This is a genomic window from Stenotrophomonas sp. 85239_Sma (assembly GCF_056481725.1).
The window spans coordinates 3,605,335-3,619,724 of sequence record NZ_CM151163.1 but is presented as its reverse complement, the minus strand read 5'-3'; the positions used below and the strand labels follow the sequence as shown (position 1 = coordinate 3,619,724).

The window sequence follows — 14,390 nt, the reverse complement described above, 5'->3', positions numbered from 1 at the left end:
CACGAAATCGGGATCAGGAGGGCAACAGCGTATGCGGGCCGGGCAGCACCAGGCGGAAGCAGGAGCCACCGGCCGGAACCGGGATGTAGTCCAGCCGTGCCTGGTTGGCCCGGCACAGCTCGCGGGCGATGTACAGGCCCAGGCCGGTGCCATGCTCGGAGGTGGTGAAGAACGGCCGGAACAACTGCGCGGCCACGCTCTCGGGAATACCGGGGCCGCGATCCATCACGTCGATGACCGCACTGCGCTCGTGCTGCGCCACGCGCAGGCGCACCCGTGCCGGTTGCTGGCCGATGCGGCCGTACTTGAGGGCGTTGTGCACCAGCACGGTCAGCACCTGGTAGAGGTGCTTGGTGTCGACCTGGGCAAGCACCGAGGTGTCGTTGATGATCGGCTCGATGCTGTCGGTTTCCAACGTCTGCCCCTGCTTGTACTCCAGCACGAAGCGGCGCACGAAGGCGGCCAGGTCGACGTTCTCGGGCGTGGCGCGCTCGCGCCGGGCCAGGCCCAGCACGCTTTCGACGATGCCGTTGGTGCGCTGGCACTGCTGGCGGATGATCTGCAGCAGGCGGCGGTCGCTTTCGTTGAAGCCGGTGCCTTCTTCCAGCAGCTGCACCGCGTAGTTGATCGCGGCCAGCGGATTGCGGATCTCGTGGGCGAGGCTGGCCGAGAAGCGCCCCATCGCCGACAGCGTGAGCGATTCGGCGCGGCGCGAGACCACGCTGGAGTCGTCCAGGAACACCAGGGCCAGCTCGCTGCCGGCCAGCAGGCGCGCAAAACGCGGCTGCACTTCGGGCTGGTCGGGGTTGAGCTGCAGCGGCAGTTCGTCCTGCGCCCAGCCATTGCGCCAGCGCTGCAGGCGACGGGCAAGTTCCGGGGCGGCGCTGGCCAGGTCCAGGCGGCCGCTTTCGCCGCTGCCATCGCTGTCGCCGAGCAGCATCGAGGCGGCTTCGTTGGCCAGGGTGACGCGGTTGTCGGCGTCGACCACCAGCACGCCCGTGCGCATGCGGCGGATGATCAGCTCGTTGATCTGGAACAGGTTGGCCACTTCGTCGCCGCGCTGGTTGGCCAGCTGCTGGTTGCGGCGCGCACGGCTGCCGACCTGGTAACTGATGAAGGCCAGCGCCAGGTAGCTGGTGGCGAACATCGCCAGTTCGGCCAGGGTGCGGGTGGGATCGCCGCCTTCCAGCAGCTTCCAGGTGTATTCCACGCCGGTGGCGAGGCTGGCGGCCAGCGCCAGGCCCAGCCCCAGGCTGAGCGGCAGCAGGGTGGCGGCGGCGGCGATGTTGAACAGCAGCGACATCGAGATGCCGGCGCTGGCACCGGGCAGGGCATGCGACAGCAGGGTGGCTGCGATGATGTCCACCAGCACGCCGCTGACCACGATCGGGCGCAGCCAGCGTTCGTTGCGGCCGATCACCAGGGCCAGCAGCGACAGCACCAGGTAGATGGCGGCGACGGTGTCGGCCAGCCGCGGGTGGTGGGCTTCGCCGACCATGGCCGACAGCGGGCTGTAGAGCAGGGCGGCGATGACCGAGGCGATCAGCACCCGGTACAGCGCGAAGAAATACAGCTCACGCCGCGGAATTGATTCGATGCGGTCGATCAATGAAGCACTGGGTGACACGCCGGAACTCCCCTTCTGGCTGCCTGGGTCTGGAATCTGCGGCGGGCCTGCCCGGCGTCCCCTGAAGCCGGGCGGGTACGACGCTTCTATGTAGCCTGCGGTGGAAGCCGTCGAGCTGGCTCGACGCTACACACCCTGGTTGACCAGTATAGGGCCCCCGGCACGGCGCCGCCGGAGTGGCCTGGATCGCGCATTTGGCCCGGGATGGATACCGCTGGCCAGTGGGCCCCCGGGCGCAACTGCCTGAATGGCGGCGGAAATCTGGCCGGGTCTGGCGTTTTGTACAGACTTCTTTGCGCCCCGGCGCTGGCTCGGCCACAATAGTGGGCCCGCCGCGGTCCATGCCGGCGCCCCGCCGGGGCCCTGAGGAATTGCGTGCGGTCGTTCCTATTCCCACGGTGACGCATGAATTTCCACGAATACCAGTCAAAACAACTGCTTGCCGAGTACGGCATCCCGGTCCCGGCCGGCAAGGTCGCTGCGACCCCGGACGAAGCGGTTGCCGCTGCCAACTCCCTGGGCCAGGGCCCCTGGATGGTCAAGGCGCAGATCCACGCTGGCGGCCGCGGCAAGGCTGGCGGCGTCAAGTTCTGCAAGACCACCGACGACGTGAAGGCCGCTGCGGCCAAGATGCTCGGCACCAAGATGGCCACCTACCAGACCGCTGGCGTTGAACTGCCGGTCAACCTGGTGCTGGTGACCACCGCCGGCGAGATCGTCAAGGAACTGTACCTGTCGGTGCTGGTCGACCGTGGCACCAAGACCATCACCTACATCGCCTCTTCGGAAGGCGGCGTGGAAATCGAGCAGGTCGCTGCTGAAACCCCGGAGCTGATCCACTCGCTGAACGTCGACTTCGTCGAAGGCGTGCAGGGTTACCACGGCCGTGATTTCGGCTTCAAGCTGGGCCTGACCGCCAAGCAGGCCGGCCAGTTCGCCAGCATCATGGTGAACCTGTACCGCCTGTTCAACGAAAAGGACCTGGCCCTGGTTGAAATCAACCCGCTGGCCATCCTGGACGACGGCAACCTGTACGCGCTGGACGGCAAGTTCGACAGCGACGACAACGCCGCGTTCCGCCAGAAGGCCCTGGTCGCCATGCGCGACAAGACCCAGGAAGATCCGACCGAAGTGATCGCTTCGGAGCTGGACATCAACTACGTCACCATGGACGGCAACATCGGCTGCATGGTGAACGGCGCCGGCCTGGCCATGGCCACCATGGACGTCATCAAGCTCAACGGCGGCGAGCCGGCGAACTTCCTGGACGTGGGCGGCGGTGCCAACAAGCAGCGCGTCATCGAAGCGTTCAAGCTGATCCTGTCCTCGGACAAGGTTGAAGGCATCTTCGTCAACATCTTCGGCGGCATCGTCCGCTGCGACATGATTGCCGAAGGCATCATCGCCGCCGTGAAGGAAGTGGGCGTCAAGGTTCCGGTCGTGGTGCGCCTGGAAGGCACCAACGTGGAAGAAGGCAAGCAGCTGCTGCGCGACAGCGGCATGGCCATCATCCCGGCTGACAACATCAACGATGGCGCCAAGAAGATCGTTGAAGCTGTCAAGAACGCTGCCTGATTCGACACCAAGGAATTCCCATGTCTGTTTTGATTAACAAGAACACCAAGGTGATCGTGCAGGGCTTCACCGGCCAGCAGGGCACCTTCCACGCCACTCAGATGATCGAGTACGGCACCCAGGTTGTTGGCGGCGTGACCCCGGGCAAGGGTGGCACCACCCACATCGACCTGCCGGTCTTCAACACCGTTGCCGACGCCGTGCAGAGCACCGGCGCCAACGCTTCGGTCATCTACGTGCCGCCGCCGTACGCGGCCGACGCGATCCTGGAAGCCGCTGCTGCCGGCATCAAGGTCATCGTCTGCATCACCGAAGGCATCCCGGTGCTGGACATGCTGCGCGTCAAGAACGTGCTGACCCGTTCGCATCCGGACACCGTGCTTATCGGGCCGAACTGCCCGGGCGTCATCACCCCGGGTGAGTGCAAGATCGGCATCATGCCGGGCCACATCCACCAGCCGGGCAAGATCGGCATCGTGTCGCGTTCGGGCACCCTGACCTATGAAGCGGTCAAGCAGACCACCGAAGTCGGCCTGGGCCAGTCCACCTGCATCGGCATCGGTGGTGACCCGATCAACGGCCTGAACTTCGTCGACTGCCTGAAGCTGTTCAACGAAGACCCGCAGACCGAAGGCATCATCATGGTTGGCGAAATCGGCGGTGACGCCGAAGAAGCCGGCGCCGAGTACATCAAGAACCACGTGAAGAAGCCGGTCGTCGGTTTCATCGCCGGTGCGTCGGCTCCGGCCGGCAAGCGCATGGGCCACGCCGGTGCGATTGCTTCGGGCGGCAAGGGCACCGCGGAAGGCAAGTTCGCCGCGATGGAAGCTGCTGGCGTCGTCACCGTCCGCTCGCCGGGCGACCTGGGCGCTGCCATCGCCAAGCTGGTGAAATAAGGTCGACTGCCTCCGGCAGACGATGCTGTAGAGCCGGCCGCTGGCCGGCTGCTTGAAACAGAAGGGCCGCCTCCGGGCGGCCTTTCTGCGTCTGGTGCGGGGTCAGATCCCTTTCGCGCAGCAAAAGGGATCTGACCCCAGGCATCCGGCGCGCGCACTGCGCGGCGCTACAATGGGCACATTGCAACCACAGGCTGGATTCCCATGGCTTCGATCCGCATCGCGATGGCGCAGTTCGACTTCCCGGTCGGCGATGTCGCCGGCAACACCGAGCGCATCATCGAGATGATCGGCCAGGCGCGCGACGAGTACGGCGCCGAGTTGGTGATGTTCCCCGAGCTGGCGGTGAGTGGCTACCCGCCGGAAGACCTGTTGTTGCGCCCGGGCTTCCTGTACGAGTGCGAGCAGGCGATGGCCCGCATCGCTGCCGCCTGCCGTGGCATCACTGCCGTGGTCGGCTGGCCGCAGGCCGCAGGCGCGGTGGTCTACAACGCCGCCAGCGTGCTGCGCGATGGCCTGGTCGAGCAGACCTACCGCAAGCGCGAACTGCCCAACTACGCCGTGTTCGACGAGCGCCGCTACTTCGACGTCGATCCGGACGGCGGCAGCTGCGTGTTCGAGGTCAATGGCATTCCGGTCGGCCTGCTGATCTGCGAGGACCTGTGGTTTGCCGAGCCGCTGGCCGACACCATGCGCGCCGGCGCGCAGCTGGTGGTGGTGCCGAATGCTTCGCCCTACGAGCGTGGCAAGCACGCCCAGCGTGATGCCGTGCTGGCCGCGCGCACCCGCGAAAGCGGGGCAGCGATCGCTTATCTCAACGTGGTCGGTGGCCAGGATGCGCTGGTGTTCGACGGCGCCTCGGTGGTGGCCGACGGTGACGGCACGGTGCACCCGGCCGCTGCGGCCTTCGTCGACCAGTGGCTGGTGGTGGAGTACGACGGTGAAACCCGTCGCTTCATGCCGCACGTGTGGATGGACGACGGCGACGAGAGCATGGACGCGCTGGCCTGGCGCGCGGTGACCCGTGGCATCCAGGACTATTGCCGCAAGAACGGCTTCAGGAAAGTGTGGCTGGGCCTGTCCGGCGGCATCGACTCGGCCATCGTGCTGGCCATGGCGGTGGACGCGATGGGCGCGGAGAACGTGACCGCCGTGCGCCTGCCGTCGCGCTACACCGCGGGCCTGTCCAACGACCTGGCGGCCGAGCAGTGCCAGGCGCTGGGCGTGAAGCTGGAGGCGGTGTCGATCGAGCCGGCGTTCAAGGGCCTGATGGAAGCGCTGGCGCCGATGTTCGAAGGCACCACGCCGGACGTGACGGAAGAGAACCTGCAGTCGCGCAGCCGTGGCGTGATCCTGATGGCGCTGGCCAACAAGTTCGGCGGCCTGCTGCTGACCACCGGCAACAAGAGTGAGTATGCGGTTGGCTACGCCACGATCTATGGCGACATGTGTGGTGGCTATGCACCGCTGAAGGACCTGTACAAGACCGAGGTGTTCGGCCTGTCCAAGTGGCGCAACACCGTGGGCGGCGCGCCGGTGATCCCGCCGGCGGTGATCAGTCGCCCGCCGTCGGCCGAACTGCGCGAGAACCAGCTGGACCAGGATTCGTTGCCGGCCTATGACGTGCTGGACGGCATCCTCTATCGCTACATCGACCAGGAGCAGTCGCGCACGGAGATCCTGGCCGCCGGCTACGACGCGGCCGTGGTCGACCGCGTGCTGCGCCTGGTGCGCATCAGCGAGTGGAAGCGGCACCAGGCCGCGCCGGGACCGAAGGTCTCGCGCCGCGCCTTCGGCCGCGAGCGTCGCTACCCGATCAGCAACGGCTACAAGGGCTGAGGCAGCGGTTGGCAGGTAGTGCCGGCCGCTGGCCGGCAACCCGTTGGCCCCTCTCCGGTGGGTGCGGACCTTGGTCCGCACGGTGGTCGAAGATCATCCACGCATGGCGTGGATCTACCGGACGTCGTCGAGCAGTTGTTCGAGGCCGGTGGTTTCGGCGGCTTCGTCGAAGTGGCCGTCCTGCAGTCGTGCACGCACGAACGCCAGCCCATCAGCTGCCGCCGCATCCAGCGTGCCGCGGTGGTCGACCGGATAGCGACGGAACGCGACCGGCTCGCCACGCAGGGCCAGGCCTGCGGCATACAGCAGAGTGGTCAGATAGGGCACATCGCGGTCCTCGCTGCCATGGCCCAGCATCAGCGGTTGGCTGAAGCCGCGGCGCGGTACGCCGAGATAGTCATGCAGCACCGCCCGGATGCCCGGCACGCTGGTCAGCGGTGCAATGAACATGCTGCCGGTATCCGCGCCATCCAGCGTTGCGGCCAGCTCGCCCAGGCACTGCCCGCGTGCCACTGCCACGCGGGCGCGGCCTTCATCGCTGAGGACACGGTCGATCTGCGGCGCGACCTGCAGCAGGCCGTCGAGCAGGTACGCGTGATACGCGTTGAGTGCGCCAGGGTTGGCGGTGCGGTTGTCGGGCTTCATCACCAGAGCGGTCAGCTCGACCGCGGTGGGCGTACCGGTGGTGAAGCTGCCGCGGTAGTGCAGGGAAGAACCGCCATAGGTGGGGGCGATGTGGCCTGCGGTGAGTGCGGCGGCACCCCCCTGCGAATGGCCGACCGAGACCCAGCGCGGCGACAGCGTTGCGTTGCCCACGTAATGGCGGCTGGCCTTGACCAGATCGATGGCATTGCGCGCGGCGGTGCGTACATGCAGGTAGGCATGGCCGCCTGGACTTCCGAGCCCCTGGTAGTCGGCGGCGACGACGGCATAGCCCTGTGCCAGGAACTGATCGAGGAAGCGCCCGTCGCGTTCGGGCTGGTACGGGCCGGACACCGAGGGCGCACAGCGATCCGCAATGCCCTGGGTGCCATGTGCCCAGGACACCACCGGCCAACCGCCTGCAGGCGCCGCGCCAGCGGGCAGGTACAGCAGGCCAGTGCCTTCGGCCAGCTGGCCGCGATGGTCCGGGGTGCGATAGTGCAGCTTGTAGGCCTGCGCGGCCTTTGACGGCACCCATGACGCGCGATAGGGGGCAGCAGACAGCAGGTCGCCCGGTGCGACCGGTGCAGCTGTCAGGGGGCCCGGCGACAGCGCCAGCAGGGCGATGGCGATGACACACGAGAGAGGCCGGAAAGGAAGGGGCAGTGGGGACATGGGCGCTCCTTGACGGCCGGGATGGCCGTTGCGCCGCAGTGTGGAGCGCCTCGCCCGGGCGGGTTGCGACCGGCGTCGCATCCGCCGGGGATTCGTAGCATTCCTAGCGTCGTGGTCCATTGGCGCACGAACCATCCACGCATGGCGTGGATCTACCGACAAAGAAAAGGCCCCTTTCGGGGCCCTCTCTTACTTCTTTTCCAGTCGCGCGTTGCGCTGGCCGGTGCTGGCGGACTTCTCGCCGGCGAACGGGTTCAGCTTGCGGATCATCCACGGGTACTTCGGCCACTTGCCTTCCAGCCACGGGTGGTCGGGCTGGTTCAGCTGCAGGACGCGACGGGCGTCGTCGGCCAGGGTCTTGTTGCCAAGGTGGGTGTAGGAATCGGCCAGCACGGCCACGGCGTCGTACTGGAAGGCGCTCTGCGGGTAGGTTTCCAGCAGGTAGTTGGCGCGGCCCACGGCCGAGACCCAGGCGCCGCGGCGCATGTAGTACAGGGCGTTGTCCAGCTCGTGCTGGGCGAACACGTCACGCAGCTCCAGCATGCGCTGGCGCGCATCGGCGGCGTAGCGGCTGTTCGGGTAACGATCAACCACGATGTTGAAGTCCGAGTACGCCTGGTGCGGCGTGGACAGGTCGCGGCGGCTGGCGTCCAACGACCATACGCGACGCAGGAAAACCGTACTGCGATTCGAGTTGGCCAGGCCGCGCAGGTAGTACAGGTAGGCGATGTTGCGGTGCGTCGGGTAGGTACGGATGAAGCGGTCGATGCTGGACACCGCGTCATCGTGCTTGCCGGCCTTGTACTGGGCGTAGGCGGTTTCGATCATCGCCTGCTCGGTGTACGGGCCATAGGGGTACTGGGCCACCAGGCGGCGGAAGCTGGCTTCGGCGCCGCTCCAGTTGCCGCCCTGCATCAGCTTGTGGCTTTTCTCGTACAGCTGTTCGACCGGCGCCCCTTCATCGGGGCGATCACCCTTCTTGGCGCCGCGATGGCAGCCGGTTGCGGCGATGACCAGCACCAGCAGCAGGGCGGTGAGGCGGACGGGCGCGGAGAGCATGGCGGAGCGTCGGATCATGGGGTCGAGGCGGGACGCGGCTGGAATACGAAGGGTCGATGATAGCCTAGTGTCCTGTCCAGCGACTGAAACCGGCCGCCGGGACCCCAAAATTTCAAAGAATGCCCCCTGCCATGTCTGAACAACCCTCTGAATCGGCCCGCCAGGCCATCGTCCCCGACACCGCTGCCGGGCGTCGTTTCGACGCCGTCGTGGCCGAACTGTTCCCCGAATACTCGCGTTCGCGCCTGACCGAGTGGATCAAGGCCGGTGACGTCCTGCTGGATGGCGCCCAGGTGCGCCCGCGCGATCCGCTGCGCGGTGGCGAGGTGGTGACCCTCACTGTGGTGCTGGAAACCCAGACCGACGCCCAGCCGGAGGATATCCCGCTGGACGTGCTGTTCGAGGACGAGCACGTGCTGGTGATCAACAAGCCGGTGGGCCTGGTGGTCCACCCCGGTGCCGGCAACCACAGCGGCACCCTGGTCAACGCCCTGCTGTTCCGCGATCCGTCGGTGGCGGTGCTGCCGCGCGCGGGCATCGTGCATCGCCTGGACAAGGACACCAGCGGCGTGATGGTGGTGGCCAGGACCCTGGAAGCGCAGACCGCACTGGTCGAGCAGCTGGCGGCCCGTGACGTGCACCGCCAGTACCTGGCCATCGTGATGGGCGCGCTGGTGGCTGGCGGTACCGCCGATGCCCCGATCGACCGCCACCCGCGCGACCGCCTGAAGATGGCGGTGCGCGAAGACGGCAAGGAAGCGGTGACCCATTACCGCCTGCGCGAGCGCTTCCGAGCGCACACCGCGCTGGAGTGCCGCCTGGAAACCGGCCGTACCCACCAGATCCGCGTGCACATGGCGCACGTGCGCCACCCGATCATCGGCGACCCGCTGTACGGCGGTGCACTGAAGCTGCCCAGGGGCGCCAGCGACGAGCTGGTGGCCGCGCTGCGCGGCTTCAAGCGCCAGGCCCTGCACGCCGAGACCCTGGAGTTCATGCACCCGATCACCGGTGAGCCGGTGCGCAACACCGCGCCGGTGCCGGAGGACATGCTGCACCTGATGAAGGTGCTGCGCGAAGACAGCGAAGCCTTCGCCGCCCGCGAGCGGGACCGCTGGTGATGGCGACCGCGCTGCCGTTGCTGCAGGCCGACTGGCCGGCGCCCGCAGGCGTCCATGCGTTGACCACGCGCCGGCATGGCGCGGGGATCTCGCCGGCGCCGTTCGCGCAGTTCAACCTGGGCAACCGGCACGCGGCCGATGGCGATACCCCGGCCAATGTGGAACACAACCGCCAGCTGCTGCAGCAGGGGCTGGCACTGCCCTCGGCACCGCACTGGCTGCGCCAGGTGCACAGCAGCACCGTGCTGCGTTTCACCGCGCCACCGGTGGCCGGCGCCAGCGAACCGGTGGCCGACGCCGCGGTGACTTCGGTGCCGGGCGTGGTGCTGGCGATCCTGACCGCCGACTGCCTGCCGGTGGTGTTCGCCGCGGCCGATGGCAGCGAGGTGGGCGCGGCCCATGCCGGCTGGCGTGGGCTGGCCGACGGCATGCTGGAGGCCACGGTGGCCGCCATGCAGACGCCGCCTGCGCAGCTGCGGGCCTGGCTGGGCCCGGCCGCCGGGCCGGCCGACTACGAGATCGGCGAGGAGGTCTACCACGCCTTCGTCGGCCATGATCCGGCCGCCGGGGCGGCGTTCGTGGCCACCCGCGCAGGCCACTGGAAGGTGGACCTGTTCGCGCTGGCGCGGCAGCGCTTGCAGGCGGCGGGGATGGACCCGGCGCAGGTGTATGGCGGCACGGTGTCGACCATGGCCGACCCGGACCTGTATTCGCACCGGCGCGACCGTCGTACCGGGCGCATGGCGACCCTGGCCTGGATCGCGCCCTGACCCCGCCGCTGTTCGCGCGGGTGCTGGGGCCGGCCTTCGCCACCCTGGCGGCGCCGGTGCAGGCGCTACATGCCGCGCCCTTGCCCTGCCGCTACGTGGGGCAGGCGCGCATCGTGAGGGGGCGGCACTGGCTGGTGCCGCTGCTGGCCGCGTTGGCGCGGTTGCCGAAGGACGGCGACGCGCTGCCCACCGAAGTGGCGTTCAGTGCACGCGGGCAGGGCGAGCAGTGGGCGCGGCGGTTCGGCCGCTGGCCGATGGTGTCGCGGCTGTGGGCGCACGAAGGGTTTCTGCGCGAGCAATTGGGCGCGGTGCGTTTCGAGTTCGACCTGCAGGCCCGCGAGGGTGGCATCGACTGGTCGGTGCGGCGGGTCTGGGCGTTCGGGCTGCTGCCGCTGCCGAGGCGCTGGTTTGGTGGTGTGCGCTGCCGTGAAGCCTGGCAGGGCGAGCGTTACACTTTCCTGGTTGATGTGACGCTGCCCTGGGCCGGAGCCCTGATCCGCTATGAAGGCTGGCTCGAACCACAGTGACGGCACCACCGAGGCTGGCAGCGCGGTGATCGTGTTTGATGGCGTGTGCGCACTGTGCAACCGCTGGGTGCGCTTCCTGCTGCGTTTCGACCGCAGGGGGCGCTACCGCTTTGCGGCGATGCAGGGCGAGCGGGGCAGCGCGCTGCTGCGTTCGCACGGGTTGGACCCGCAGGATCCCGCGTCGTTCCTGCTGCTGGACGCGCAGGGCGCCTGGACCGATACCGATGCCATCCTGCGCGTACTGGCGGGGCTGGGCGGCGCCTGGCGCCTGAGCGGCGTGCTGCGGATGGTGCCGCGTCGCTGGCGCGATGCGGCGTATCGGATGCTGGCGCGCAATCGCTATCGCTGGTTCGGGCGGCATGATGCCTGCCATCTGCCTGCACCCGAGCAGGCTGCGCGGTTCCTGGATTGAACAAAAGGGAACGGAGGGGACCAAGTCGTTTGTGCACAAACGACGTGATCCCCTCCGTCCCCTTTTTTCCTCAACCTTCCAGCGCGTCCAGGTAGCTGCGTCGCCAGTGGTTGATGTCGTAGGTGCGCAGGTGCTCCATCATCGCGTGCCAGCGTTCCTTGCGCCTGTGCAGCGACATGGTTGCCGCGGTGGCGATGGCGTCGGCCACGCCGTCCAGGTCGTGCGGATTCACCAGCAGCGCCTGCTTCATCTCGTCGGCGGCACCGGCCAGCAGCGACAGCACCAGCACGCCGGGATCCTCCGGGTCCTGCGAGGCCACGTATTCCTTGGCCACCAGGTTCATGCCATCGCGCAGCGGCGTGACCAGGCCGACGGCCGCCGCACGGTAGAAACCAGTGAGGGTGGCATGGGTGAAGTTCTGGTTGACGTAGCGCAGTGGTGTCCAGTCAGGCTCGGCGTGGCCACCGTTGATGTGGCCGGCGATCTGCTCCAGCTGGCTGCGCAGCTGCCGGTACTCGGTGACGTCACCGCGCGAGACCGGGGCGATCTGCAGGTAGGTCAGCGAGCCGCGCTGGTCGGGATGGCGCTCAAGATACCGTTCGAAGCCGAGGAAGCGTTCGGGCAGGCCCTTGGAATAATCCAGGCGATCGACACCGATCGCCAGCTGGCGATCACGCAGGCTGGCGCGCAGGTTCTTTACCGCAGCCTTGGTGGCGGCGGTGCCGGCCTGGCGTGCGATCAGCTCGGTGTCGATGCCGATCGGGAACGCGGCGGCGCGGAAACGGCGCCCGCCCGGTGCTTCCAGTTCGCCGTTGTCGAGCACGCGGCCGCCGCCGAACAGGCGCAGGTAGGTCTGGAAGCGATCAGCATCGCGCTGGGTCTGGAAACCGACCAGATCGTAGGCATACAGGGCGGAGAACAGGCGCAGGTGGTCCGGCATCGCCTGCAGCAGGTCGGCCGAGGGCATCGGGATGTGCAGGAAGAAGCCGATGCGGCAGCCGATGCCACGCTCGCGCAGCAGCGCGCCAAGCGGGATCAGGTGGTAGTCGTGGATCCAGACGATGTCATCTTCGCGCAGCAGCGGCGCGAGTTTGTCGGCAAACAGCGCATTGACCTTGTGGTAGGTCTCGCGGGTGCCACGATCGTAGTCGACCAGATCCAGGCGGAAGTGCAGCAGCGGCCACAATGTGCGATTGGCGAAGCCATTGTAGTAGCCATCGACCTCGCGCTTGCTCAGGTCCAGGGTGACGAACTCGATGTCGCCGTCCTTCTGCGTGTGCAGCGTGCCACTGCCGTCGCGCACGCTTTTGCCGCTCCAGCCGAACCACATGCCGCCGCGTTCCTTCAACGCAGCCAGCAGGCCCACTGCCAGGCCGCCGGCGCGATTCTCGCCCGGCAAGGCCACGCGGTTTGAAACCACTACAAGTCGGCTCACGATGCCTCCTGCCAGGACCGCGACAGGCGCATCGCGGCGGTGATCAGGCCGACGTGCGAATAGGTCTGCGGGAAGTTGCCCCAGGCCTCGCCGCTGTCGAAGGCCAGATCCTCCGACAGCAGGCCCAGGTGGTTGCGCTGCTTCAACAGCAGCTCGAACATCTCGCGCGCTTCATCCAGGCGCCCGATGGCCGCCAGCGCATCGATGTACCAGAAGGTGCAGATGGTGAAACTGGTTTCAGGCTCACCGAAGTCATCTGGTGCGACATAACGGTATAGCGAGTTGCCATGCTTGAGGTCGCGGCCGATGGCTTCGACGGTGGCGATGAAGCGCGCGTCCAGCGCGTCGATGAAGCCGATGTCGGCCAGCAGCAGCAGCGAAGCATCCAGCCGATGGCCGCCGAAGGTATCCGTGAAGTGGCCCCGTTCTTCACTCCAGGACTCGGCCATGATGCGCGCGTGGATGGTGTCGGCGCGCTCGCGCCAGTAATGGGCGCGGTCATCGCGCTTCAGGCGCACAGCGATCTTGCACAAGCGGTCGCAGGCGGCCCAGCACATCGCGCTGGTGTAGGTGTGCACTTCGGTGCGGCCACGGAACTCCCACAGGCCGGCATCGGGTACGTCGTGCAGGGCGAAGGCCTGCTCGCCGAGGGGCTCCAGGCGGGCAAAGGTGTGCGTATCACCCGGGTCCTGCAGGCGCCGGTCGAAGAACAGCTGGGTGGAGGCCAGCACTACGCTGCCGTAGACATCGTGCTGGCGCTGCACCCAGGCAAGGTTGCCGCGTCGCACCGGGCCCATGCCGCGATAGCCGGACAGGCTGGGGACTTCGTCTTCGTCCAGCTTGGCCTCGAAGCCGATGCCATACAGTGGCTGCAGCGTGCCGTCGGTGGTGGCCAGGTTGAAGATGTAGCCGAGGAACTGTTCCATCGTGCGCGTCGCGCCGAGGCGGTTCAGCGCACGCACCACGAACGCCGCATCGCGCAGCCAGCAGTAGCGGTAATCCCAGTTGCGCACGCTGCCGGGCGCTTCGGGAATGGAGGTGGTCATCGCCGCGATGATCGCGCCGCTGTCCTCGTACTGGCACAGCTTCAACGTGATCGCACTGCGGATCACCGCGTCCTGCCATTCCAGCGGAATGGACAGGTAACGCACCCATTCACGCCAGTAGTCACGGGTGCGCTGGAATGACTCCTGCACGTAGCCGCTGATTGAGCGGTTGAGCGATTCATCCACGCCGAGGATCAGGTGGATGGGATGGTTGAGTACGAATGGCAGGCCGTCGCGCACGAAGCGTACCGGCACGTCGGTGGTCAGCCGCAGCACGTGCTCGGGCAGGATCCAGCGCACATGGTTGCTGCCCCAGGTGGATTCGGGCACGCGCGCGCCCCAGTCGGCCAGCGGCCGTGCGTGCACGGTGATGCGTGGGCTGCCGGCCAGCGGGCGCACCTGGCGGATCAGGCTGACCGGGCGGTAGAAGCGGTCGTTCTGCCGCCAGCGAGGGGCGAAGTCGAGGATTTCCAGTTCGCCACCGTGCGCGTCGCGCAGGACGGTGCGCAGGATCGCCGTGTTGGTCAGGTATTCCTGCTCGCTGCTGGCGAAGTCCTCCAGCTCGATGGCGAAGTCGCCACCGGTCTGCTGGTTGGGGCCGAGCAGGGCACAGAAGGTGGGGTCGCCGTCGAAGGTGGGCAGGCAGCTCCAGACAACGCGGGCACGTTTGTCGACCAGGGCGCCGAAGCTGCCGTTGCCGACCACGCCCAGATCAAGATCGGGTTGGGTCATCACGCGGTACATCTCGGTTGCGGCCGTGGGATTG

Annotated in this window: 12 protein-coding genes; 7 read left to right on the top strand and 5 right to left on the bottom strand. The window is 67.5% G+C overall.

The genetic code is table 11. The features are described 5' to 3' along the window. Positions 1–13 precede the first annotated feature (13 nt). A complete protein-coding gene (locus ACYKG1_RS16855; RefSeq protein WP_262082914.1) occupies positions 14–1,627 on the bottom strand; it encodes a sensor histidine kinase in 1,614 nt (537 codons plus the stop codon). A gap of 405 nt (positions 1,628–2,032) precedes the next feature. Here ACYKG1_RS16855 and sucC point away from each other — a divergent pair, with 405 nt between their 5' ends. From sucC to ACYKG1_RS16840, 3 genes are all read left to right on the top strand, one after another. Further along, on the top strand, positions 2,033–3,202 hold the full coding sequence (sucC, locus tag ACYKG1_RS16850; protein WP_004154430.1) for an ADP-forming succinate--CoA ligase subunit beta: 1,170 nt from the start codon (positions 2,033–2,035) through the stop codon (positions 3,200–3,202). A 20-nt stretch (positions 3,203–3,222) separates the two neighbouring features. Then, a complete protein-coding gene (gene sucD, locus ACYKG1_RS16845) occupies positions 3,223–4,098 on the top strand; it encodes a succinate--CoA ligase subunit alpha (protein ID WP_005410793.1) in 876 nt (291 codons plus the stop codon). Positions 4,099–4,302: 204 nt separating this feature from the next. Next, a complete protein-coding gene (locus tag ACYKG1_RS16840; protein ID WP_262227593.1) occupies positions 4,303–5,937 on the top strand; it encodes an NAD+ synthase in 1,635 nt (544 codons plus the stop codon). A gap of 114 nt (positions 5,938–6,051) precedes the next feature. On the opposite strand, the gene ACYKG1_RS16835 is transcribed toward ACYKG1_RS16840, so the two are convergent. Both ACYKG1_RS16835 and ACYKG1_RS16830 read right to left on the bottom strand, forming a co-directional pair. Continuing rightward, the gene (locus tag ACYKG1_RS16835; RefSeq protein WP_478470951.1) at positions 6,052–7,254 is read right to left on the bottom strand and encodes an alpha/beta hydrolase; all 1,203 of its coding nucleotides are present in this window, start codon (positions 7,252–7,254) and stop codon (positions 6,052–6,054) included. Positions 7,255–7,443: 189 nt separating this feature from the next. Then, positions 7,444–8,331, bottom strand: a complete 888-nt coding sequence (locus ACYKG1_RS16830) for an outer membrane protein assembly factor BamD (RefSeq protein ID WP_100473717.1) — start codon at positions 8,329–8,331, stop codon at positions 7,444–7,446. 113 nt (positions 8,332–8,444) lie between these two features. Here ACYKG1_RS16830 and rluD point away from each other — a divergent pair, with 113 nt between their 5' ends. From rluD to ACYKG1_RS16810, 4 genes are read left to right on the top strand one after another with little or no spacing between them, the layout of a single operon-like run. After that, a complete protein-coding gene (rluD, locus tag ACYKG1_RS16825) occupies positions 8,445–9,434 on the top strand; it encodes a 23S rRNA pseudouridine(1911/1915/1917) synthase RluD (protein ID WP_478470950.1) in 990 nt (329 codons plus the stop codon). After that, on the top strand, positions 9,434–10,204 hold the full coding sequence (gene pgeF / locus ACYKG1_RS16820; RefSeq protein WP_478470949.1) for a peptidoglycan editing factor PgeF: 771 nt from the start codon (positions 9,434–9,436) through the stop codon (positions 10,202–10,204). The genes rluD and pgeF overlap by 1 nt, the downstream gene beginning before the upstream one ends. 20 nt (positions 10,205–10,224) lie before the next feature. Continuing rightward, on the top strand, positions 10,225–10,731 hold the full coding sequence (locus tag ACYKG1_RS16815; RefSeq protein ID WP_100473714.1) for a DUF4166 domain-containing protein: 507 nt from the start codon (positions 10,225–10,227) through the stop codon (positions 10,729–10,731). Next, on the top strand, positions 10,706–11,143 hold the full coding sequence (locus ACYKG1_RS16810; protein WP_262082910.1) for a thiol-disulfide oxidoreductase DCC family protein: 438 nt from the start codon (positions 10,706–10,708) through the stop codon (positions 11,141–11,143). The genes ACYKG1_RS16815 and ACYKG1_RS16810 overlap by 26 nt, the downstream gene beginning before the upstream one ends. A gap of 70 nt (positions 11,144–11,213) precedes the next feature. Here ACYKG1_RS16810 and otsA read toward each other — a convergent pair whose 3' ends face one another. Together otsA and ACYKG1_RS16800 are read right to left on the bottom strand one after the other, a co-directional pair. Then, on the bottom strand, positions 11,214–12,578 hold the full coding sequence (gene otsA / locus ACYKG1_RS16805; RefSeq protein WP_262082909.1) for an alpha,alpha-trehalose-phosphate synthase (UDP-forming): 1,365 nt from the start codon (positions 12,576–12,578) through the stop codon (positions 11,214–11,216). Further along, on the bottom strand, positions 12,575–14,356 hold the full coding sequence (locus ACYKG1_RS16800; RefSeq protein ID WP_478472760.1) for a glycoside hydrolase family 15 protein: 1,782 nt from the start codon (positions 14,354–14,356) through the stop codon (positions 12,575–12,577). Before ACYKG1_RS16800 ends, otsA begins: the two co-directional genes overlap by 4 nt. Between the last annotated feature and the right edge of the window lie 34 nt (positions 14,357–14,390).